The sequence below is a fragment of the Deinococcus aquaticus genome, from assembly GCF_028622095.1.
In the GTDB taxonomy this organism is placed as follows: Bacteria; Deinococcota; Deinococci; order Deinococcales; family Deinococcaceae; genus Deinococcus; species Deinococcus aquaticus.
Genome location: NZ_CP115165.1, coordinates 1,162,501 through 1,184,026 on the forward strand (window position 1 = coordinate 1,162,501; position 21,526 = coordinate 1,184,026).

20 protein-coding genes (1 of these 20 cut by a window edge) are annotated in these 21,526 nt (G+C 69.6%); 11 read left to right on the forward strand and 9 right to left on the reverse strand.

From position 1 onward, the window contains the following. Window positions 1-576, reverse strand: the 5' portion of a protein-coding gene (locus tag M8445_RS05670; RefSeq protein WP_273990295.1) for an MFS transporter. The gene continues 657 nt to the left of window position 1, outside the view; the window shows 576 of its 1,233 coding nt (coding positions 1-576); its start codon is at window positions 574-576; its stop codon lies beyond the left edge, outside the window. 113 nt (window positions 577-689) lie between these two features. On the opposite strand from M8445_RS05670, the gene M8445_RS05675 reads away from it, so the two are divergent. From M8445_RS05675 to M8445_RS05685, 3 genes are all read left to right on the forward strand, one after another. After that, window positions 690-1,820, forward strand: coding sequence for a substrate-binding domain-containing protein (locus M8445_RS05675; RefSeq protein WP_273990297.1), 1,131 nt, complete (start codon window positions 690-692; stop codon window positions 1,818-1,820). Between the two features lie 77 nt (window positions 1,821-1,897). Continuing rightward, the gene (gene galE, locus M8445_RS05680; protein WP_273990298.1) at window positions 1,898-2,890 is read left to right on the forward strand and encodes a UDP-glucose 4-epimerase GalE; all 993 of its coding nucleotides are present in this window, start codon (window positions 1,898-1,900) and stop codon (window positions 2,888-2,890) included. Between the two features lie 64 nt (window positions 2,891-2,954). Next, the gene (locus M8445_RS05685; RefSeq protein WP_273990299.1) at window positions 2,955-4,301 is read left to right on the forward strand and encodes a M20/M25/M40 family metallo-hydrolase; all 1,347 of its coding nucleotides are present in this window, start codon (window positions 2,955-2,957) and stop codon (window positions 4,299-4,301) included. 184 nt (window positions 4,302-4,485) lie between these two features. On the opposite strand, the gene M8445_RS05690 is transcribed toward M8445_RS05685, so the two are convergent. From M8445_RS05690 to mqnE, 3 genes are read right to left on the reverse strand one after another with little or no spacing between them, the layout of a single operon-like run. Continuing rightward, complete coding sequence (locus tag M8445_RS05690) at window positions 4,486-5,397, reverse strand: menaquinone biosynthetic enzyme MqnA/MqnD family protein (protein ID WP_420704102.1); 912 nt, start codon at window positions 5,395-5,397, stop codon at window positions 4,486-4,488. Window positions 5,398-5,426: 29 nt separating this feature from the next. Further along, on the reverse strand, window positions 5,427-5,789 hold the full coding sequence (locus M8445_RS05695; RefSeq protein WP_273990301.1) for a nuclear transport factor 2 family protein: 363 nt from the start codon (window positions 5,787-5,789) through the stop codon (window positions 5,427-5,429). A gap of 6 nt (window positions 5,790-5,795) precedes the next feature. Continuing rightward, window positions 5,796-6,944 carry an aminofutalosine synthase MqnE gene (mqnE, locus tag M8445_RS05700; protein WP_273990302.1) on the reverse strand — a complete coding sequence of 383 codons (1,149 nt, stop codon included), beginning with the start codon at window positions 6,942-6,944 and terminating at the stop codon, window positions 5,796-5,798. Between the two features lie 138 nt (window positions 6,945-7,082). On the opposite strand from mqnE, the gene M8445_RS05705 reads away from it, so the two are divergent. The 3 genes from M8445_RS05705 (at window position 7,083) to M8445_RS05715 (ending at window position 9,832) form a co-directional block, all read left to right on the forward strand. Continuing rightward, on the forward strand, window positions 7,083-8,084 hold the full coding sequence (locus tag M8445_RS05705; protein WP_273990304.1) for a GGDEF domain-containing protein: 1,002 nt from the start codon (window positions 7,083-7,085) through the stop codon (window positions 8,082-8,084). 189 nt (window positions 8,085-8,273) lie between these two features. Next, on the forward strand, window positions 8,274-8,708 hold the full coding sequence (locus M8445_RS05710; protein ID WP_273990305.1) for a DUF3006 domain-containing protein: 435 nt from the start codon (window positions 8,274-8,276) through the stop codon (window positions 8,706-8,708). Continuing rightward, window positions 8,705-9,832 (forward strand): ComEC/Rec2 family competence protein, encoded by a 1,128-nt coding sequence (locus M8445_RS05715; RefSeq protein ID WP_273990306.1) that lies wholly within the window; start codon window positions 8,705-8,707, stop codon window positions 9,830-9,832. The genes M8445_RS05710 and M8445_RS05715 overlap by 4 nt, the downstream gene beginning before the upstream one ends. 78 nt (window positions 9,833-9,910) lie before the next feature. On the opposite strand, the gene M8445_RS05720 is transcribed toward M8445_RS05715, so the two are convergent. Both M8445_RS05720 and M8445_RS05725 read right to left on the reverse strand, forming a co-directional pair. Beyond that, window positions 9,911-12,274 (reverse strand): HD domain-containing phosphohydrolase, encoded by a 2,364-nt coding sequence (locus tag M8445_RS05720; RefSeq protein ID WP_273990308.1) that lies wholly within the window; start codon window positions 12,272-12,274, stop codon window positions 9,911-9,913. A 129-nt stretch (window positions 12,275-12,403) separates the two neighbouring features. Then, on the reverse strand, window positions 12,404-13,315 hold the full coding sequence (locus M8445_RS05725; protein WP_273990309.1) for an RluA family pseudouridine synthase: 912 nt from the start codon (window positions 13,313-13,315) through the stop codon (window positions 12,404-12,406). 88 nt (window positions 13,316-13,403) lie between these two features. Here M8445_RS05725 and M8445_RS05730 point away from each other — a divergent pair, with 88 nt between their 5' ends. Both M8445_RS05730 and trmB read left to right on the forward strand, forming a co-directional pair. Continuing rightward, window positions 13,404-14,162: an FAD-dependent oxidoreductase gene (locus M8445_RS05730; RefSeq protein WP_273990311.1), complete on the forward strand. Its 759-nt coding sequence runs from the start codon at window positions 13,404-13,406 to the stop codon at window positions 14,160-14,162. Next, window positions 14,159-15,154: a tRNA (guanine(46)-N(7))-methyltransferase TrmB gene (gene trmB, locus M8445_RS05735; protein ID WP_273990312.1), complete on the forward strand. Its 996-nt coding sequence runs from the start codon at window positions 14,159-14,161 to the stop codon at window positions 15,152-15,154. Before M8445_RS05730 ends, trmB begins: the two co-directional genes overlap by 4 nt. A gap of 148 nt (window positions 15,155-15,302) precedes the next feature. Here the strand turns inward: trmB and M8445_RS05740 are convergent, their stop codons facing one another. Then, entirely contained in the window at window positions 15,303-15,698 is a 396-nt protein-coding gene (locus M8445_RS05740; protein ID WP_273990314.1) for a hypothetical protein, read from the reverse strand. 176 nt (window positions 15,699-15,874) lie between these two features. On the opposite strand from M8445_RS05740, the gene M8445_RS05745 reads away from it, so the two are divergent. Then, the gene (locus M8445_RS05745) at window positions 15,875-16,171 is read left to right on the forward strand and encodes a hypothetical protein (protein ID WP_273990316.1); all 297 of its coding nucleotides are present in this window, start codon (window positions 15,875-15,877) and stop codon (window positions 16,169-16,171) included. Window positions 16,172-16,248: 77 nt separating this feature from the next. Continuing rightward, the gene (locus tag M8445_RS05750; RefSeq protein ID WP_273990317.1) at window positions 16,249-17,133 is read left to right on the forward strand and encodes a class I SAM-dependent methyltransferase; all 885 of its coding nucleotides are present in this window, start codon (window positions 16,249-16,251) and stop codon (window positions 17,131-17,133) included. Between the two features lie 121 nt (window positions 17,134-17,254). Here the strand turns inward: M8445_RS05750 and M8445_RS05755 are convergent, their stop codons facing one another. Beyond that, complete coding sequence (locus tag M8445_RS05755; protein WP_273990319.1) at window positions 17,255-18,043, reverse strand: peptidylprolyl isomerase; 789 nt, start codon at window positions 18,041-18,043, stop codon at window positions 17,255-17,257. Window positions 18,044-18,144: 101 nt separating this feature from the next. On the opposite strand from M8445_RS05755, the gene cmk reads away from it, so the two are divergent. Further along, on the forward strand, window positions 18,145-18,762 hold the full coding sequence (gene cmk / locus M8445_RS05760) for a (d)CMP kinase (protein ID WP_273990321.1): 618 nt from the start codon (window positions 18,145-18,147) through the stop codon (window positions 18,760-18,762). Between the two features lie 65 nt (window positions 18,763-18,827). Here cmk and M8445_RS05765 read toward each other — a convergent pair whose 3' ends face one another. After that, window positions 18,828-21,521: a S8 family serine peptidase gene (locus M8445_RS05765; RefSeq protein ID WP_273990324.1), complete on the reverse strand. Its 2,694-nt coding sequence runs from the start codon at window positions 21,519-21,521 to the stop codon at window positions 18,828-18,830. Between the last annotated feature and the right edge of the window lie 5 nt (window positions 21,522-21,526).

The window sequence follows — 21,526 nt, forward strand, 5'->3', positions numbered from 1 at the left end:
CAGCAGGGCGCGGCCAGCCAGCAGGGCCGCCGCGACGGTGACGACCGTGACGAGCAGTGCGTGGGTGGTCATGGGGAAGCGGCCGACCAGCAGGGTACCTAGCGCCGCGCCGATCACGCCGCCCAGGCTGAAGTAGGCGTGCAGGCGGCTCATGACCGGTCGGGCCAGTCGCTGTTCGACCGTGACGCCCTGCGCGTTCATGGCGACGTCCATGCTGCCGTTCGCGGCTCCCAGGACGGCCAGGGCCGCGATCAGGGTCGGCAGGCTGGGGGCCAGGAAGGGGGGCAGCAGTGACAGCATGCACAGCACGGCGGCCATCCAGGTGACGCGGTGACTGCCGTAACGGGCGGTCCAGGTGCCGGTCAGGGTCATGCTACACAGGCTGCCCAGCCCGACGGCGAGCAGGGCCGCGCCGAGTTGCGCTTCGTTCAGGTTCAGGTGGTCGCGCACGCCGGGAATGTTGACGGCCCAGGTGGCGAACAGCGCGCCGTTGATCAGGAAGATCACGCTCAGGGCGCGGCGGGCCGCCTCGCCGGGTCGGTCCTGGGTGGGCTTGGGGCTGGTGGGGACCGTCATGGGAACCTCGGTGGTGGCAGGAGTGGAGAGGCGCGGCGGGCAGGGCGGTAGCGGGTCTGGTATCTGGGATCTGAATCGTTTCAGACCGGTTGCGGATACGCTACCATTCCAGCATGCCCCCCGCCAAGCCCACCGCCCCCGGCGGCCGCATCACCCTGCGGGACGTGGCCCGCGCCCTGGGCGTTAGCGTCGCCACTGTCAGTAACGCCTACAACCGGCCCGACCAGCTGAGCGCGGACCTGCGCCAGCGCATCCTGCAGGCCGCCCGCGACCTCGGGTACACCGGCCCCGACCCCCTGGCCCGCAGCCTGCGCCGGGGCCGCACCGGCGTGCTGGGCGTGGTGTACGACGCCCCACTGGAATACGCCTTCGCGGACCCCGCCGCCGCCCTGTTCCTGGGCAGCGTGACCCGCGCCGTGCAGCACCACGACCTGAATGTGCTGCTGCTCGCCAGTCCACACGCCGCGCCGCACCCCCCCGCCGGAGCCCCCACCCACGACCCCACCGGCCCGGTCCGCAGTGCCAGCGTGGACGGCTTCATCGTGTACTGCGCCGCCGAGGACAGCCCCCTGCTGCGCGCCGTGCTGGAACGCGGCCTGCCCACCGTGCTGGTCGATCAGGAACGGCACGAGGAGGCCGTGAACATCGGCATCGACGACGCCGGGGGCGCGCAGGCCGCCGCCGCGCACCTGCTGGACCTCGGACACCGGCAACTGGGCGTGCTGTGCCTGGAACTGTCCGAGCAGCGCGCCAGCGGCCCGGTCAGTCCTGCCCGCGAGGCGCAGGTCAGTTACCGCACCAGCGGCCAGCGCCTGCGCGGCTACCGCGCCGCCACGCACGCCCACCCGGACGTCACCCTGCACCCCGCCGAGGTCATCCACAACACCCCGCAGGCCGGCGAGGCCCTGACCCTGGACCTGCTGCGCGATCACCCGGACATCACGGCCGTCCTGTGCATGAGCGACGTGCTCGCCCAGGGGGCGCTGCGGGCCGCTGCCAGCCTGGGCCTGCGCGTCCCGGAGGACCTCAGCGTGATCGGGTACGACGACCTGCCCAGCAGCGAGAGCCTGAACCTCACGACCGTCTGGCAGCCCACCAGCGACAAGGGTGAGCAGGTCGGGCAGGCCATCCTGACCCTGCTGGCCGGGCACCCCGCGCCGCCCGTCACGCTGCCCACCCGGCTGGTCGTGCGCGGCACCACCGCTCCCGCCGCGCCCCGGCCACGGCCTGCAACGCAAGGCTGACCTGCCTCACCTGACCCGACTGACCCGCCCAGCCTGATCCGTCACGCCCCGGCTGTTCCTGCACTACCCTGGGCCTCATGAAGATTCTCGTGGTGGGCGGCGCAGGGTACATCGGTTCTCACACGGTCCGGCAACTGATCCGGGCCGGGCACACGCCCGTGGTGTTCGACAACCTGTCCAGCGGGCACGCCGAGGCCCTGCCCGCCGAGGTTCCCCTGGTGCGCGGCGACCTGCTGGACGCCGACGCTGTCCGCGCCGCCCTGAACGCCCACCAGCCGGACGCCGTGATTCACTTCGCCGCGCTGATCGAGGTGGGCGAGAGCATGCGCGCCCCGGCCCGCTACTACCGCAACAACGTGGTCGGCAGCCTGAACCTGCTTCAGGCCATCACCGAGACCCGCAAGGTGCCGCTGGTGTTCTCCTCGACGGCCGCCGTGTACGGCACCACCGACCTCGTGCCCATCCCCGAGAACGCCGCCATGCAGCCCGAGAGCGTGTACGGCGAGACGAAACTCATGACCGAGAACATGATTCACGCCTTCCACACGGCGCACGGCCTGCCGTACACGGTCCTGCGGTACTTCAACGTGTGCGGCGCGGCCCCCGAGGGCGACATCGGTGAGGCGCACGCCGGTAAATCCCACCTGATCGAACTGGCCGCCCTGACCGCCCTGGGCCAGCGCGAGAAGATGTTCATCTTCGGGGACGACTACCCCACCCCGGACGGCACCTGCATCCGCGACTACGTGCACGTGCAGGACCTCGCCGACGCGCACGTACTGGCCGTCGAGGCCCTGCTGGCCGGGCAGCGCACCGAGGGCACCTTCAACGTGGGCCTGGGCCACGGCTTCAGCGTCAAGGAAGTGCTCGACACCGTGGACGACGTGATCGGCACGCCCCTGAACCGCGAACTCGCCCCCCGCCGCGCCGGGGACCCCCCCCGCCTCGTGGCCGACGCCACCCGCATCCGCGAGGAACTGGGCTTCAAACCGCAGTTCACGAACCTGAAAGACATCGTGCAGACCGCCTGGAACTGGCACAAGGGGCACCCGCACGACTTCAAACAGTGAAGCTGGGCGGGGTGGGACAGCAGTGGCACTCGCACTCGGCGCGTAACTCCCGTAGCCTGCGGGCATGACACAACCCACCGCCGCCGACCTCGCCGCGCACACCGAACGCGGCCTGCGTGACCTCGCCGACCTCGTCGCCATTCCCAGTGTCTCCGCGCAGGGCCGCCACCTTCCCGAGGCCGCTCAGGCCGTCACGCGCCTGCTGGAAACCGAGGGCTTCACCGTCCGCGAGTACCCCGGTCAGGTCGCCCCGATCCTGCTGGCCGAGGCGGGCGACGGTCCCTTCACGCTGCTGATCTACAACCACTACGACGTGCAACCCGAGGATCCCGCTGACCTCTGGGACACCCCGCCGTTCGAACTGACCGAACGCGACGGTCGCCTGTACGGACGCGGCGCCAGCGACGATAAGGGCGAGTTCATCTCGCGCCTCGCCGGACTGCGCGCCCTGAAAGACGCGCGCGGCGGGCAACTGCCGCTGAAGGTCAAGTGGTTGATCGAGGGCGAGGAAGAGGTCGGCAGCCCCAGCCTCGAAGGCTTTCTGGCCGAACACGCCAGCGACCTGAAAGCCGACGGCGTGTGGTGGGAATTCGGGAGCATCACACCCGAAGGCCGCCCCGTCCTGTACGCCGGACTGAAAGGCATCATCTGCGTCGAACTGCGCTGCCGCGTGGCCGCCAGCGACCTGCACAGCAGTAACGGCGCGGTCGTGGACAACCCCCTGTGGCGACTGGCCGCTGCCGTCGCCAGCCTGCGTGGCCCCGACGGCACGGTCCTGATCCCCGGCTTCCACGACGACGTGCGCGCCCCCAGCGAAGCTGACCTGAACGCCATCGCCCAGCTTCAGGGCCGGGGCGATGCGCTGCGCGACACGTACAACGTGACCCGCCCCCTGAGTGACGGCAGCGACTACCACACCCGCCTGAACCTCAAGCCCGTTGTGAACGTCAACGGCTTCCACGGCGGGTACGAGGGTCAGGGCAGCAAGACTGTCCTGCCCGCCGAGGGCATGGTGAAACTCGACTTCCGCCTCGTGCCCGACCAGCACCCGGACCGGATTGTGGAGCTTCTGCGCGCCCACCTGGACGCGCAGGGCTTCAGCGACATTGAGATCATCGAATTGGAAAGCCACCAGCACCCCGCCCGCAGCGACCTGAGCGACCCCTTCGTGAGGGCGGCCATCCGCGTGGCCCGCGACGTTCACGGCCAGGAACCCATCCTGAACCCCAGCTCCGGCGGCAGCGGCCCCATGCACCCCTTCATGCAGTACGTCGGCGCGCCCGTCATCGCGCTGGGCATCGGGAACATCGGCGGCCGCGTTCACGCACCCAACGAGAACATCCTCCGGCGCGACTTCGCCAGAGGCGTGCGCTACGCCGCCGCGTTCATGGCCGCCCTCGCAGACGGCTGACCGAGGACAGGGGGCCGGATGTGCAGCGCAGTCCGGCCCTCCTACGCGTCATACGGATTCCGTCTGTTTCGTTGACAGATCGGAACACCACCGATCTGCCCACTCCACGTCCGGAACCCGTTTCTCTCCTACTCGCATCCGCTCGGATTGAACGGCTTTGCCAGCCATTCAATCGGAGTCCGCATCATTCCTGCCCTGGCCTCGGCCCGAACGTCAGGGGCGCGTGCCCCGGCACGGCCTTCGCCGCGAACTCGTGCAGCCCCAGCCGGTCCGGCGCTTCCAGGTGGTACCGGAAGTTCCACAGGTAATGCTGCACCACCCGCTCCGGCAACCCCAGCTTCCGCGCGTGCCGCGCCGCCACGTCCGCCAGATGCCCGATCCCGTCGCGCCGCGCCTCCCGCATCGCCTGCACCAGCGCGGGCGGTGGCGGGCGGTCCTTGCGGTACGCCCACACTGCGAACGTGAACGGATGCCCCGTCAGGCGGAACCACTCTTCTGCCAGATCCGTCACGCTGATCCCCCGCGCCGAGTGCGGCAGGCTGGTCATGGTCGTCTCCGGCGTCAGCGGCCCCACCACCCCGTACCACTCACGCAGCGCACTGTCCCCGATCCGCAGCACCCCATCGAACCCCTGCGCCAGCAGCGCCTCCGCCTCACCCTCGGCGCGCTCCAGCACCGGGCTCAGGCCCCGCTCGCGCAGCAGTACCTCCAGCAGCGCCACACTCATCGCCGACTGCGCCGTCAGCGCCACCCGCCGCAACTCCTCCAGCGGCCGCGTGTGAAACAGGTTTACCGAGTACACCGGCCCCAGCACCGCCACACTGAAATCCGGCAGGGCCTCCAGCACATCCGCGTTCCGGATGAACTCCACAGCGCTGATATTCGCAATATCCACCTCACCCGACAGCAGCGCCGCATTCATCTGCGTCGGCACGCCCGTGATGGCACTCACACCCTCCGGCAGCACCAGCGAATCCAGAATCGGCGCAACATTCGTGAAATGAATCCAACCTGCACGGTACGGCGCGCCGGGGGGGCGCGGTGATGGGTGATGGGTGATGGGTGATGGAGAGGAATCAGCCTCGGTCTGCGCCATCTGCCATCCGCCATCCGCCATGGACCCGCTCACGGGATCACCTGCACGCTGACGGCCTGCCAGTGTTCGTCCTGGCGGGCGTAGACGCGCAGGAAGCTCTGCACGCGCATGCCTGCGGCGTAGAGGGTGCCGCGCGTGATGGCCGTGTCGCCGTGCAGGCGGGCGGCGTGCCGTTCGAAGATCAGTGGGGTGGTGGGGTTGGTCTGCATGCCGGTCAGGAGTTCCTGTTTCGTGACGGTGGTGCCGTCGTGGTAGAAGCCCAGCCAGTCGTCGGCCAGGACGGTGTCCAGGCGCCCTGGGTCGCGGTGGTGGTACGCGGCGTTCCAGCGGTCGTCCAGGGCGAGGATCAGGTCGAGGTCGCTGGGCGGGCCGGGCACAGGCTGACTGGACACCGGCGGTCAGTCGGCGGCTTCGGTGGCCGGGGTGCGGGGGAAGGTCTGGAGTTCGTTGTAGTACGCGTCGCGCAGGACGGGGGTGCGGCCGGCGTGCTGGATCATGCGGATCATGCCCTGCTCGCTGAGTTTCATGGGGCTGGTCGCTCCGGCGGCGTGCGCGATGTGTTCTTCCTGGATGGTGCCGTCGATGTCGGACACGCCCCAGTCGAGGCTGACCTGAGTGAGTTCGCTGCCGATCATGACCCAGTAGCCCTTGATGTGCGGGAAGTTATCGAGGTAGATGCGGGCCACGGCGAGGTTGCGCAGGTCGTCGAGGCCGGTGGTGAAATCGGTCTTGCCGAGGTTCTGCGCGAGGTTGTTCCCGAGCGGCTGGAACGCCAGCGGAATGAACGCGTGGAAGCCGCCGCCGAAGCGGGCCACGGAGTCGTCTTGCAGGGTACGCAGGCGGTCCATGTGATCCAGGCGTTCTTCGAGGGTCTCGATGTGTCCGTACAGCATGGTGGCGTTGGTGCGCATGCCCAGGGAGTGCGCCTCGCTGTGAATCTGCAGCCATTTCTCGGCCTTGACCTTGTTTTTGGCGACCTGGAGGCGCACGCGGTCTGCGAAGATCTCGGCGCCGCCGCCGGGCATGGCGGCCAGTCCGGCGGCCTGGAGGTCGCGCAGGACGTCCAGGGTGGGTTTCTTGCTGATCTTGCTCAGGTGCTCGATCTCGGCGGCGGTGAACGCCTTGACCTGCAGGTCAGGGAAGGCTTCGCGCAGGCCGCGTACCATCTCGGGGTAGTACTCCCACTTGTGGTTGGGGTGGTGGCCGCTGCTCATGTGCAGTTCGGTGATGCCGGGCACGTAGCGGCGGCGGACCTGTTCGGCCACCTGCTGCGGGTCGTAATCCCAGGCGCGTTCCTCGTTCTTGTGCGCGGCGAACGCGCAGAAGGTGCAGCCCACGTAGCAGATGTTCGTGAATTCAAGGCGCATGGAGTGCACGAAGTACACCCGGTCGCCGTGCAGCTGCTGCTTGCGCAGGTTCGCCAGTCGCATCAGGGTGTTCAGGTCGCGGGTGTCGTACAGCTGCATGCCCTCGGCGAAGGTCAGGCGCTCGCCCGCCTCGACCTTCTCCACGATGGGCGCAAGTGCCGGGTCGGAAAGCCACTTCATACCGCGCAGCATACGCCCGCCCGGCACGCGGGAATGTCCCCGAATCCTGCAATGCCTGCATGAACCGTTCAGGGTCGCGTGGGGGGTGGGGGCGCGTCAGAGTCGTGACAGGCGGCGCGTGCCACACTGCTGAGCAAGTTGAACGACCACGCCACCGACTCGCACAGGCAGATTGCCCGGTACCGGTCCCTGATTCAGGTGACGGCGGTACTCTCACGGCACGTGCGCACCGACGAGTTGCTGCGCGCCATGCATGCGCAGGTGCGGGTACTGTTCGACACGCCCGTCACACTGCTGGCCCTCCGGACCCCGCAGGGCGGCTGGCACTGCCTGACTCTGGAAAGCAACAACCTGTCCGAGCAGTTCATAGGCCTGCGCCCCGACGGGCTGCTGGAACGCGTGCTGGAAGGCCGCCTGCGCCTGGAAAACGACCTGCCGGCGTACCTGGAACGCGAGCGGCTGGGCGTCGTGCGGGTGCACCACCGGTCTGACCTGCCGTCCACGCTGTCTTGGATGGGCGTGCCGCTTCAGGCGGGCGCGGTGACGGGCGTGCTGTCCGTGCAGAGTTACGCCCTGAACGCCTTCACGCCCGAGGACCTGGAATTCCTGGAGTTACTGGGCGTGCACCTGAGCATCGCGCTAGAGAACGCCACGCTGCACGAACGGGTGGAGCGCGAGGCGCACACGGACCCCCTGACGGGCCTGTGGAACCGCCGCCGGTTCACGGAGCGCAGCGAGGCGGCCCTGCTGGGCGTGCGCCGGGGCGAGCCGCACACGCTGGCCGTGATGGACCTTCAGGATTTCAAGCGCGTGAACGACGAGTTCGGGCATGACGTGGGCGATCAGGTGCTGGTGCAGGTCGGGCAGATGCTGGACCGCCTGACGCTGAACGGCGGGCACGTGTTCCGGCTGGGTGGCGACGAGTTCGCGGCCCTGCTGCCTAGCCGGGAGGCTGAGGCGCTGCGGGGCGTTCAGGACCTGCTGGATGAACTGAGGGATCAGGTGTGGGCCGTGCCGACACCACGCCTGAACGTGGGGCTGGCACCGGCCTACCCGGAGGATTCCGTGAGCGAATGGGTGAGCCGCGCCGACGCGCGCATGTACAGCGCGAAACGTCAGCGTCAGCAGTTGATGGAGTAACCGTCAGAGCAGCGGCGGGATTCAGGGTGGCAGAACCTGTGACAGTTCTGTCATGAACCCTGGATGAACCCGGTCACCGGAAACTGCTGCGGGCCACGCCCTGGCTGCGGCGGACCCTGGCGCGGTGGGCGGGTGCCTGGCGTGAACTCTTTCGGTGCGGGACACGGCCGGGTAGGCTACGCTGGGGGCGTGAAGCCGGAATCCGTTCGTCCTGAAACAGAATCCACGCAGCCGGACGGGCCGCCCGCACCGGCCAGCCCCCCGACCCAGTCGACCCCCACCCAGTTGGCGCCGCCCCGACCGGGACACGCCCCGGAAGTCTGGACGGTGGACGGCATCGAACCGACGCCGCACGGCCCGGTCGCGCGGCTGGAACGCCCGGACGGGCAGACCGTGGACCGCCCCCTGACCGACCTGCCCCCCGGCCTGCGGGAGGGCGACCTGCTGGCCGTGGACGACGGCCCGGACGGCCTGATTCTGCGCCTGCTGGCCGACGGCAGTGCCGCGCGCCGCGCCGCCAGCCAGGCGACCCTGGACGCCCTGAACGAACAGGGCCGCGACCCATCAAGCCACCCACTGTCAGCAGACCTGTCAGTCAACGAGGACGGAGAGATCAACCTGTGAGTCCCAGAGCACCCAGGAAAGAAGCCCCCACCCCCAGCCGGGCAGGCACCACGAAAACTGCCGCCCCGAAGGCCACCCCCACCAAAGCCTCCGCCACCGCAGCCTCCACGAAGGCAGCCGCCGCAAAGACCGGGAGTACCAGGGCGTCCAGCACGAAGGCCAGCACCCCGAAGGCCAGTAGTGCGAAGGCCGGCGCCCGCACGGGCCGCCGTGCCGGGAAGGGCCGCTCCGGACCCAGTTCCTCGGACCTGCTGGGCGTGCTGGTGCTGGTCGTGACCGGCAGTCTCGCCGCGTGCGGCTGGATCCGCAACCAGGATGGCGGCAGCGACGCACCCACCAGCGGGCCAGCCACGACCGCCCCGGCCGGCGCGCAGGTCACCATCCGGTTTCTGGATGTGGGGCAGGGCGACGCCATCCTGATCCGCAGCCCGGAAGGGAAGACCGCCCTGATCGACGGGGGCCGCAGCGCCGAGCGCCTCAGCGATCAGCTGGAGAAGTACGGCGTGACCCGCCTGGACCTGATGATCGCCACGCACGCCGACGCCGACCACATCGCGGGCCTCGTGCCGGCCGCCGCCCTGAAACCCCGCCTGTTCATCAACAACGGCATGGGCGGCACCACCCAGACCTGGGAGCGGCTCGTGAAGGCTCTCCAGGGTGTGGACGCCACCTTCACGAAGGCCAGTAACCAGACCGTGAACCTGGGGAGTGTGAAACTGCGCGTCATTGCGCCCCCGCCCGGCATGCCCGACGATCAGAACCTCAACAGCGTCGGCCTGGCCGTGCAGTTCGGGGAGTTCCGCGCCCTGCTGACCGGCGACAGCGAAAGCCCGGAAACCGAGGGGTGGATGGCGCAGGAACGCGCGGACCTGCGCGGACCCTTCCAGGTCTACAAGAGCATTCACCACGGGGCCGCCAACGGGGACACCGTCGGGTGGCTGGCGAGCGTGCGGCCGCAGAACGTGGTCATCAGCGTCGGGCAGAACAGTTACGGGCACCCGACCGATTCGGCGCTGCGCCTGTACCGCCAGAGCGGCGCGCGCGTGTACCGCACCGACCGTCAGGGGACCGTGACCTTCCAGGGCCGCGCGGACGGCACCTACACCGCCGACACCGACCGCTGAAGCCCGCCCGGAAGCCGTTCTTCTCGTGCTATCCGCCCGGGTTGAACGGCTGTGCAAGCCATTCAACCGGAGTCCGTATCAGGGGTGCCCGGTGCCCGGAAGGTCCGGTGTCGGCCGGGCCGCGTCAGGGTGGCGGCTGCCCTCGATCAGCGCGACGAACTGCTCGACGACCTGCGGGTCGAACTGCGTGCCGCTCTGCGCGCGGATCTCGGCGATGGCCGCCGCGTGCGACCACGCCTCCTTGTACGGGCGGACGTGCGTGAGGGCGTCGTACACGTCGCAGACAGCGAAAATCCGGGCGGCCAGCGGAATGGCCTCGCCGGCCAGTCCGTCCGGGTAGCCGCGCCCGTCCCAGCGCTCATGGTGAGAGCGGATGACGTCCAGCGTGGCCGGCATCAGCCCCGACAGCCGGTGCGCGATCTCGTACCCCCGCTCGGCGTGGTGGCGCATGACCTGCCACTCCTGCTCGTCCAGCGGGCCGGGCTTGAGCAGAATGGCGTCCGGAATGACCAGCTTGCCGATGTCGTGCAGGGACGCCCCCTGGCGCAGCGCGTCCAGTTTCGCGTCGTGCAGGCCCAGTTGCCGGCCCAGCTGCGCCGAGAGGTCCACGACCCGCGCGGTGTGCCCGGCCGTTTCCAGGTCGCGTTCCTCCAGCGCCACGCCCAGCGCCAGCAGGCCGCCCTGAAGGGCGCTGCGGACCGTCTCGACCGCCTGAAGCCGCTCGAAGGTGTGCCCCAGCCGGGAGGCGACCGCCTCGGTCAGGCGGCGCGCCTGGGGCGTGACGACCCGCCACGACCCGAACTGCAACAGGCCCAGCACGCCCATCACGCGGCCCCCGTACCGCACGGGCACCAGCAGCGTACTTTTCAGGCCGGCCTGCACCCAGGCGTCCAGCGCGCCGGGATGGTCCGGGTAATCGTTACTCCAGTGCGCCGCGCTGTCCGCGATCACCTGACCGGTCAGGCCCGTCCCGGCGCGGTAGGCACGTTCCGTCAGGGCCCGGGCCGCGCTGGGCGGCAGGTCGCCGCTCAGTTCGCGCAGCACGAAGTCCTCGCCCGTCCGTTCCAGGTACACGCTGGCGTGAAAGTCCAGCACCTGCCGCGCCAGCATCAGGCCCTCGCCCAGCACGTCCTGCGGCGTTTCCAGCTGTTCCAGGCGCGACGTGAACTCCTCGACGCTGGGCCCCAGCCGCCCGCCTCCCCGCTGCTCGGCGTCGCGGCGCTGCCCTTCCTTGTGTTCGTACATGGCGGCGTCGGCCAGCGCCAGCGACCGCTCCAGCGACGACACGCCCTGCACGGCGCTCACGCCGAACGCGAAGGGAGGCAGCGGCTCGCCCGGCGTTTCCAGCAGCGCCAGGGCCCGCCCGGCCACCCCGGCGGCCTGCCCGGCATCCAGGGCCGGGAGCAGCATCACGAACTCGTCGCCGCCCCAGCGCGCCACCAGTCCCAGCGGTTCCGTGACCTCCAGCAGTGCCAGCGCCACGCGCCGCAGGTGGGCGTCCCCGGCGGCGTGCCCGCCCAGGTCGTTGATGACCTTCAGGCGGTTGAGGTCCAGCACGACCACGCTCAGCGGCCCCAGCCCGGCCCAGTGCACGTACTGCCGTGCCAGCCCGCCCCGGTTCCACAGGCCGGTCAGTGAATCGCGTTCCTCCCGTTCCCGCTGCGCCTGCCCCTCGCGTTCCAGGGTCCGCGCCCGCTGAAGGCTGCGCCGCAACCGCGCCGAGAGCAGCGTCACCGTCACCAGCGAGATCAGCAGCGTCAGGATGCCCAGCAGCGCGGCCAGTTGCAGGCTCACGCGGGCGTCCCAGGTCTGCCGGACCCGCAGCGCCGAGATCATGACCCCCAGCCGCTCCGAGATCATGACCCCCAGCCGCTCCGAGAGCGGGTCCACGCGCGCCGCGTCAAGCTCGCGGGCCGCCTGCCGGTCCCCCTGGCGGATCAGCGCGAGTTCCTGCGTGGTCGCCTCGCGGTACTCGCCCAGCGTGACTGCGGCTGCCGGGAGGGTCACACCGGGCGGCAGGGTCGGGCGCAGCGGCAGCCAGCTCACGGGAATCAGGCGGTTCTCGCGGGCCGCCGCCCGCCGCAGCTCGGCCTCCCGCTGCCGGGCCAGCCTGACGCAGCGGTCCAGGTCCAGCCAGAAAGAGGCGTCCAGCGGTTCGCCGCTGATGGCCCGCCAGTCCAGCGCTTCCAGCTGATGCGTGAGCGCGGTCGTGTCGGCCAGCAGCAGCAGCGTCCGCTGATGCCCGCTGGCCGAACGGATCACCAGGACGCTCAGGGACATGCTGGCCAGGGTCAGGGCGACCAGCAGGAACATCCACCACGGCGCGCCCAGCAGACCCTCGCGCAGCCCGCCGCTCAGGCTACCCGGCCACCGCCCGGCGCGCGTCACGGCCGCGCCCGGCGCCAGCAGCGCGGACCTTGCAGGGGAGGGGGGGCGGGGCACACACCCCCACTGTCCAGCATGGCCCCTGTCTGCCCTCTGACAGCGGGTCTCCGTTCAGATGCCATTTAGGCGGGAAAGCGTGTGGGGCTCGGGTGGCCCGCAACCGACGGAATCCGCTGCCCCCACGCCTCAGTCTGGGTGGCTCTGGCTGAGGCGTGGGGGCGGCGGTGCTTCCACGCGGACCTCCTGGCCGGTCAGCGGGTGCCGGAACCGCAGCGTCCAGGCGTGCAGCCAGTACCCCAGGTCGCCCGGCAGGCCCGGCAGGTCCGGGAGTGGCGCGCCGCCCGGCCCGTACAGCGGGTCGCCCAGCAGCGGGTGCCCGGCGCTGGCCAGGTGAATGCGGATCTGGTGTGGCCGACCGGTGTGAATATCCACGTCGAACAGCGTTGCCCCGCCCCTGCGCTCTCGGACGGTCGCCACGCTGCGCGCTGCCTTGCCGTCCGGACTGGCCGCGAACACGCTGCCCAGGCGCGGGTGCGGTACCGGCCCGATGGGCGTGCGGATGTCCAGGGTGTCCCAGGTGGGCACGCCCGTTCCCAGCGCGCGGTACACCTTCTGCACCTCGTGTTCCCGCCACGCGCGGGACAGGGCCGAGCCGGCCTCGCCGGTCCGTGCGAACAGCACCACGCCGCTCGTGCCGCGCCCCAGGCGGTGCAGCGGACTGGCTCCCGGAAACCGTAGGCGCACCTGCGTCAGCAGTGTGTGCGTCAGGAAGCCCGCGCCGGGCAGGGTGGGCAGGCCCGGCGGTTTACTCACGGCGACCAGCGAGGCGTCCTCCAGCAGCACCGCGTACTCCAGCGGCGCGGGTTCCTCCCGCCACGGCGGGCGGTGCCACACCACCACGTCGCCCGAGCGCAGCACCTCGTCCCCGCGCGCCTGCACGCCCCGCACCTCCACCTCGCCCGCCGCGAGCCTTGAGGCCCACACCGCCGCGCCGGAATGCCGGAACGACTCGCTCAGGAACGCCAGCACCCCCACGCCCCCCACCCGCACCTGCGAGCGGAATGCGAACCCGTCGTTCGAGGGAGCGTCGTCCGTCATGGCGTACAGGGTACGCGGAACGCGGGTCCGGTGCCCTTCCCGCGCCCCGCCTCCCGCTTCCGGCGCCCAGCCTCTACACTGGCCTGTGATGTTTGGTCCTGTTTCCCCTAGAAGTCGCCCGCAACCGGGGCACCTGTACGACGTGGCCGTGGTCGGCGCCGGGCTGGCCGGGACGGAACTGGCGTGGCGGCTGGCCCGCGCGGGCCGGGACGTGCTGCTGGTCTCGCAGGCGCTCGATCACCTGGGGAACCTGTACCAGCCGACCACGCAGGGCGTGACCTTCCCACCGGGTAGCCTGTTCGAGGAGGTGCGCGCCGCGCTGCACCCCGACACGGACGGCTGGACATTCCACCGGCACCTGAAAGCCCGCGTGGAGGAAACCACCGGCATTCACCTGCTTCAGAGCACCGTGACGGCGCTGGACGAGGAGGACACCCACGTGGTCCTCTCGACCTGGGAAGGCCCGAAGCTGCACGCCCGCCTGTGCGTGCTGGCCGTCGGCGCGTTCCTGAAGGGCCGCCTGCTGGTGGGGGACACCATGGACGAGGCCGGGCGGCTCAGCGAGGTCGCGTACGACTTTCTGGCGGACGACCTGACCGCCAGCGGCATCTGGCTGACCGGCAGCGAGCGCCGCGCCGAGGGCGAAGGCGTGGAACCCCCGTACGAGGTGCGCTTCCTGACGCCCGCCCCCACTGAACTCGACGGGTTCCGCGTGAACCGCCTGGAACGCGTGCGGATGCTGGGCCAGTGCACGCCCGGCGACCACACGTACGCCAGTGTGCTGCACGACGCCGCCCACCTCGCGGACGACCTGTCCACTGACCTGAACGGGGAGGTGAACGCGTGATCGCCCCCCTCGGTGACTTCCACTTCCCGGACAGCGCCGCGCGCCTGTACCCGCACACCCCGGAGCGCCCCTGGGTGCTGGAAGTGGGCTTCGGGGACGGCCGTTTCTGGCCGCACTACGCCGCGACCTTCCCCGAGTCGCCCAACTACCTGGGCGTGGAACTGTCCGGCGTGTCCCTGCTCAAAGCCAACCGCCGCCTGCGGGACGCCGGTCTGGACAACGCCCTGCTGACCAAACTGCCGGCCGACGTGCTGATCCGTGAAGTCATCCCGCACGCGGGCCTGGACCTGATCGTCGTGAACTTCCCTGACCCGTGGCCCAAGGCCGGGCACACCGACCACCGCCTGCTGCGCGCGCCGTTCTTCCGCCTGGCGGCCAGTCGCCTGAAACCCGGCGGGATGATCCTGCTCACCACCGACCACGACGAGTACTTTGAATTCGCGTGCGCCGAGGCAGCCGCCAGCGGGGTCATGCACACCGAGATCACCGAACCGCCCGCCGCCGCGCTGGAAACCAAGTACGCCCTCAAATGGCGGGACCTGGGCCTCGGTGCCCACCACGCCCGCTTCATTCCCACCGCGCATACGCCCGTCCCGCACGGCCGCACCGCGCCCTACCCGGAGGACCCCACCACCGTGCCCCACGCTGTCCTGACCCTGCCCGACACTTTCGCCCCCCAGACCTTCGAGAAACTCACGGAACGCAACCCCGCCAGCCGAGGCGCCGACGAGGGCGCAGGCTGGACCGTCATCCTGCTCGACCTGTACGCCGGGCTGCGACGCGACGGCTGGGTCGTCCTGGCGCACGTCGTGGAAGGCGAACTGACGCAGGAAGTCCTGATCGGCATCACTGCCCGCGAGGACGGCACGCACCTCGTGCGCCTCGCCAAGTTCGGCGGCCCGATCATCACGACCGGCGTGAAGGCCGCCGTGGGCGTCGTCACCCGCTGGCTCGAAGGGCAGGGCGCGGTCGTCAAACACCACGGGTACTGACACGGACTCCGGTTGAATGGTTTGCAAAAACCGTTCAACCCGAGCGGAGCGAGTGGGAGCCGGACGGGTTCCGGGCGTGGAGTTGGCAACCCGGTGTATTTCCGGGTTGTTAACGAAACAGACGGAATCCGTATGACACGGACTCCGGTTAGACGGCCGGCCCGCCTTCTGTCTCCGCGCGGTATGCGGCCTGCACCAGCTTCAGGCCGGGGGCCAGGGCCAGCGCGCGCAGCAGCGGCCCCTCGATGCGCAGCGTGCCGTCCGTCATGGCGGCCACCACGTTCAGTTCGCCGCGCCAGAAGGCGTGCGCGCCCGGCCCGCGCAGGTGGAAGGTCAGGTCGGCCGCACCCTGCCGGGCCGCCTCGCCAGTCGTGACGACCGATGTGCCGCTGCGTCCGTCCACGCGCACGCAGGCGTCCGGGTCCGACTGGATGAACAGCAGGCTCAGCCGCGCGCGGGCCGGGCCGGGATCGGCGGCTCGCAGGAACGCGCGTGTCAGCACCTGTTCAGGGCCGGGGCCGCCCGGGGTGGAAGAAAGGGACATTCCATCAGGGCAATGCAAGAGCGCGCCACCGACCGTATCATTCCCTGCAAATCTGCCGCCAGGACGGCATTTTCTGCCGGAGTGCGTGCGTTCATGAAGCGTGATCCCGTACACTTGCCCGCCGCGCCGAGTGGTCTTCTGACCGGGCAGGAAAACTCAGTTTCTGGAGGTCCATCATGAATGAACAGCTTCAGCAGACCCTCGATGCCCTGTCGGGCGGACTTCAGGGCGTACCGGCCAGCGCGGCCGTCGCCAACGTCACCACCTGGCACCAGACGCTGGACGGCGTTCCCGGCGCCGAGACCATCGTCGAGCACCTCGCCAGCCTGAAAGCCGCGCTGGAAAGCGGTGACCTCGAAGGCGCCGCCGCGCTGCTCCCGGATCTGGGCGCCGCGACCGAGAGCATCACCCCCGACGCTCCCGCTGCCGACCAGGACGGCCTTCGCCAGCTGGCCGCCGCCCTCCAGGGCTGAGCCCCGCATCTCGTGAACCCCGTCTATGATGACGGGGTTTTCTTATGTCTGAGATCCCCGTGTTCACTACCGAACCAATGAGCGTCATCCTGCCCGACGTGCGTGACCGTCTGCGCGCCGCAGGGCAGGTGACCTTCACCGTGCCCGATCCCGACGCCGGCCTGGGCCTGTACGCGGGCGAGGCCACCCCGCACGGCACGCACCGCCCCTGGAACACCTGGACGGATCTCGCGGACCTGCTGGGCGCGCACCTGCTGACGCCGCAGAGGGCAGGGGAGGGCCGCGTGGGCCTCACACTGCGCACGCATGCCCCGGCCCGCGACCCGGACCACGCCGGATACGGCCCCGACGGCGACTGGGCCCGCGTGAACAAACTGGAAGACCCGGTATTCCTGGCCACGTTCACCGAGGCGCTGCGCCGCGTGAACCCCCCACCCGGCGGGCGTGTACTGGCGCTTGGCGTGAACGCCGGACATGAACTGGACGCCCTGCCGCTGGCCCTCCCGGACCGCGCGCTGGCAGTGGTGGGCGTGGACCTGGACCCGGCCGCCGTGCAGGCCGCCCGCACCCGCCACCCGCACGCCACCTTCCACACGCTCGACGTGAACGCCCTCCCGCCCGAACTGGGCCGCTTCGACCTGATCCTGGCCCTGAGCCTCCTGCAAAGCCCCGGCGTCACGCAGGATGTGCTGCTGGCCACGCTGCGCCGCCACCACCTGACCCCCGGCGGCGGCCTGATCCTCGGGTACCCGAACGCCCGCTACCGGGGCGGCACGCTTTCGTACGGGGCGCGGATGCGCAACTACGCCCGCCCGGACCTGAGCCTGCTGGCCGCCGACGTGACCAACGCCCGGCGCGGCCTGCAGAAACACGGCTTCAAGATCTTCGTGACCGGCAAGTACGAACTGCTCCTGACCGCCATTCCCGCCCAGGCACACACGCCCACCGACCTGGAACTGTAAAGCGCGCCTCCCAGTTGGGGGCGCGCTCGCGGAACAGGGGGGGTGCTCAGACGGAATCCGTCCTGCTCCCACTCGCTCCGCTCGGTTGAATGGTCTGTAAACCATTCAACCGGAGTCCGTATCAACCCTTGGTCAGGATCCGCACGCTGAGAATCTGGTCGGCCGTCGCGCCCTCGATCTCGGCGTTGCTCTGGTCCATGGTGCGCGTCAGTTTCGGCAGGGTGTCGTCGCCGGTCACGACCTTCCCGAAGATGGTGTGCTTGCCGTTCAGGAAGTCGGTGGGTTCGAACGTGATGAAGAACTGGCTGCCGTTCGTGGCGGGGCCGCTGTTCGCCATGGCGAGAATGCCGCCGGCGTTGAAGGTGAGTTTCTGACGGAACTCGTCGGCGAAGCTGTAGCCGGGGCCGCCGGTTCCCCACTCGGCTTTCTTACTCTCATCCACGCTCTTGGGGTCGCCGGTCTGCGCCATGAACCCGTCGATCACGCGGTGAAAGCGGATGCCGTCGAAGTAGTGGTTGCGGGCCAGGAACACGAAGTTGTTCACGGTGACCGGCGTTTCCTGCTCGTACAGGTCTGCCAGGAGCTGCCCGCGGCTGGTGTCGATCAGCGCGTAGTAGTCCTTGCCGTCTTCCAGGGCCGGGTCCGGTTCGGCCTTGAATTCACGGGTGGGTTTGTCGCTCAGTGCCGGGACCAGCGTGTATCCGGCGGGCACGGCGCCCGGTTTGGTCACGGCCGGACCGGCCGCCGCCGTGTCCGTGGCGGGCGTGTCGGTGGTCGCCGTATCGGTGGCGGTGTCCGTGGCCGCTGTGTCGGTCTGGGTCGTGTCGGTCTGCGTGGCGGCCGCGCCGTCCTTCTTCTGGCAGGCGGTCAGGGCAAGGAGCGCGGTCAGGATCAGGGCAGCGTGTTTCATCGTTCCTACCAGTGTAGCGGCCCGGACGCACGGCGCGTCACGCAGAAGGATGAGGGCAGGCAGGGCCGGTGACGGCGCGGCCGCGCTACACTGCCCTCTTGATGATCGTGACCATTGACGGCGTGGCGGCCAGCGGAAAATCCAGCGTGTCCTCGGGTGTCGCGCAGGCGCTCGGCGTGCCCTACGTGAGCAGCGGCCTGCTGTACCGCGCCGCAACCCTGCTGGGCCTGGAGGCGAGCCTAGACCTGCACGCCGCGCCCCACCTGCTGACCCTGCTGGGCACACATCCGGTCCGCCTGGAACCCCTGGCCGGCGGCAACCGCGTCTGGCAGGGCGAACGTGAACTCACGGATGACCTGCACTCGACCCGCGTGGACCGGGGCGTCAGCGTCGTGGCGGCCCTGCCGGAGGTGCGGGAGTGGGTGGACGCCCAGTTGCGCGCCCTGCCCGAACCGTTCGTGGCCGAGGGCCGTGACATGGGTACCAACGTATTCCCGCACGCCAGCCACAAGTTCTACCTGACTGCCAGCGCCCGCATCCGCGCCGAGCGCCGCGCCCGCGAACGCCCGGAAGACGTGCCCGCCATCGAGGCCGCCCTGCAACGCCGCGACGAGCTGGACACCGTGCAGAGTGCCCCCGCCCCCGACGCCCTGGTGATCGACACCGGCCCGCTGGACCTTCAGGGCGTGATCGACACCATCCTGACTCGCCTGCGCTGAACGCAGCGTCACGAACAGCGCCGCCCCCCTGTTGGGAGGCGGCGCTCTGTTGTGCGGTCAGGCGATCAGGGGCGCGCGACGGTGAATTTCTGGGTGGTGTACACCTCGGTGTCGGTGGCGACACTCTCGTCACCCTGGGCCTTGAGGGCCTTCAGGCGCAGCTGGTAGGTGCCGTTCGCGGCGGCGTTGCCGTTACTCAGCTTGCCGTCCCAGGCGTAGGTGTTGTAGGCGTCGCAGGTGTTGCTGGTCAGCGCGACGTTGTTGGTGCAGTTGCGGCCCAGGTACTCCTGCTTGAGCAGGGTGTCCACGACGGCGCCGTTCGCGTCGAGCAGTTCCATGGTCATCTTGCGGACCTGATGCGACAGCTGCGCGATGACGTACGGGGCGTCGTTGGTCAGTTCCGTGGGCTTGCTGGGGTCCAGCGCGATTCCCTTGAAGGTGTAGTCGATGGGGGCGGTCGCCACCTCGCCTTCCTCGAAGAAGGTGTCTTCCTTGTCGTCGAACAGCGCGGGGAAGTTGTAGCTCGCGCCGCCGATCGTCAGATTCCCGAGCGCCTGGATGCTCTGGTAATCGCCCTTGAAGCCGGCGTAGGGGATGACCATGTTCTGGCCGGAGCTGCTTTCAAGAACGATGTACCCGCCGTACTGGGACTTGTCGGGCGCGCCGGCCGGGGCGGTGATCACCACGTTCAGTTCGGTCTCGCCGCCGGCAGGGACCGTGACCATCACGTCGGCCTTGTCGGCGTCCTGACCGTTGATGGTCATGGTGGCGTAGGCCTGGCTGGCGGCGGGGGCCAGGGTGGTCCCGCCGACCGTCAGTGCCGGGTAGTGGTAGGCCTTGAAGGTCTCGGTGCGGGTCCAGGTGTTCTTCAGGACCACGACCTTGTTGCGCGTGGCGAAGCTGGCGCTCTCGCCCAGGCTCAGTTTGTTCGGCGTGGCGCGCACCGTGTTGTAGTACGACCCGACGATGTCCACCATGCCGGCCCCCTGGCGCTGCACGTAATCGGGCAGTCCGGTGAACAGTGTGCCGGCGGGGTTGCGGTACCAGCGCAGCGTGGCGCTGTTCATCAGCAGGCCGCGCATGTCCTTGGCCTTGGTGTTCGGGAAGGCCTGCAGCATCAGCGCGGCGGCGCCTGCCACGTGCGGGGAGGCCATGCTGGTACCGCTGAGGGTGGCGTACCCGCCGTTCCCTTTCTCCAGGGGGTAGGCGCTGCGGATGTTCCCGCCCGGCGCGGAGATGTCGGGCTTGAGTTCCAGGTCGGCGCTCAGGCCGTACGAGGAGTACGAGTCCAACGTGTTCGCCGTGGGGCTGGGAATGCTGATCTTGCCGTCGGCGAAGGTCATGGACACACCGGCTGCAATCTTGCTATCGATCTTGGCGCCGCTGGCGTCGTTCACGAACGCCACGGGAATGGTGATGCTGCTTGCTCCTGTCAGCGAGGGCGCCAGGTACCCGGAGTCGCGGTTGTACAGGATGACGGCGCTGGCCCCGGCGTCCTGGGCGTTCTTGGCCTTCTCGTAGAAGGTGCAGGTGCCGCGGCGGATCAGCACGGCCTTGCCGGTCAGGCTGCCGGCCGCGTAGGGGTTCGCGGTGCCGACCAAGCAGCCGTCGGTGGCGGTGGTGGTGGTGCTGGTGGCCAGTTTCGTGATGGGCAGGGTCACGCCTGCCTTGCCGGTGGGGGCCGGGTCGCCCGCCATGAACGGAATGGTCTCGCCGGACGACAGCGTGAACTTGTTCACCTCGATCTCGGTGTTGCTGATCGATGCGACCGAGATCACGTTGTCGCCCATGGTCACGCCGCCCATGGAGTACTGGCCACTGGCGCCGCTGTTCCCGGCGGACGCCACGACGATCATGCCCTTCTTGACCATGCGGCTGCCGACCTTCGCTGACGGCGTGCCCTCCCAGTTCTCGAACGCGGACCCGATGCTCAGGTTCACGACCTGCATGCCGTCCTTGTACGCCTGCTCCATGGCCGCGATCATGATGTCTTCGCTCGTGCTGCCGTCGCAGCCGAACACGCGGTACGCGCCGAAGCTGACCTCGGGCGCCACGCCCTTGAAGCCCTTGCTGGCGTCGTTGCCGCCCACGATCCCGGCGACGTGCGAACCGTGACCGCCGCAGTCGTCCGCGATCGGGTCGGGTTTGGTGGGTTTGCCGAAGTCGTAGTCGTCACCCACGAAGTCGTACTGCGCGACCACGCGGCCTGCGAAGGCCGGGTGTTCCAGGTCGATGCCGGTGTCGATCACGCCGACCTTGATGCCCTTGCCGGTCAGGCCCAGCTCGTTCTGGGCCACGTCGGCGCCCGTCATCTTGATGGCGGAGAACATGTCGGGCGTCAGGGCGTCGGTCAGGTTGACTTCCACCTTCGGCGCGGCGATCTCCTTGACGGGGTACACGCCCAGCACGCCGGGCAGGCGCGAGATGCGGTTGATTTCCGCCTCGCTGGCCTGCACGGAGAAGCCGTTGAACAGCGTCTGGAAGCTGCGGACTTCCTGGTACTTGACGCCCTGCTGCGCGGCCTGCGCGCGGAAGCTCGCCTGCTGCCCGCTGACGCTCTGCACGCTCAGCGTGGTGGGATCGCCGGCCAGTTCCACGAACCAGAGGGTCGGGGTGTTCGGCGTGGCTTTCAGGATGCTGGCACGGTTGGCGGCGGGCGTCGAGCCGATGGGTGCGGAGGCGGTGGGGGCACTGGTACCGCAGGCCCCCAGGACCAGCGCGAGACTCAGCAGGGAAATGGATTTGACCGTGTTCTTCACAGGGA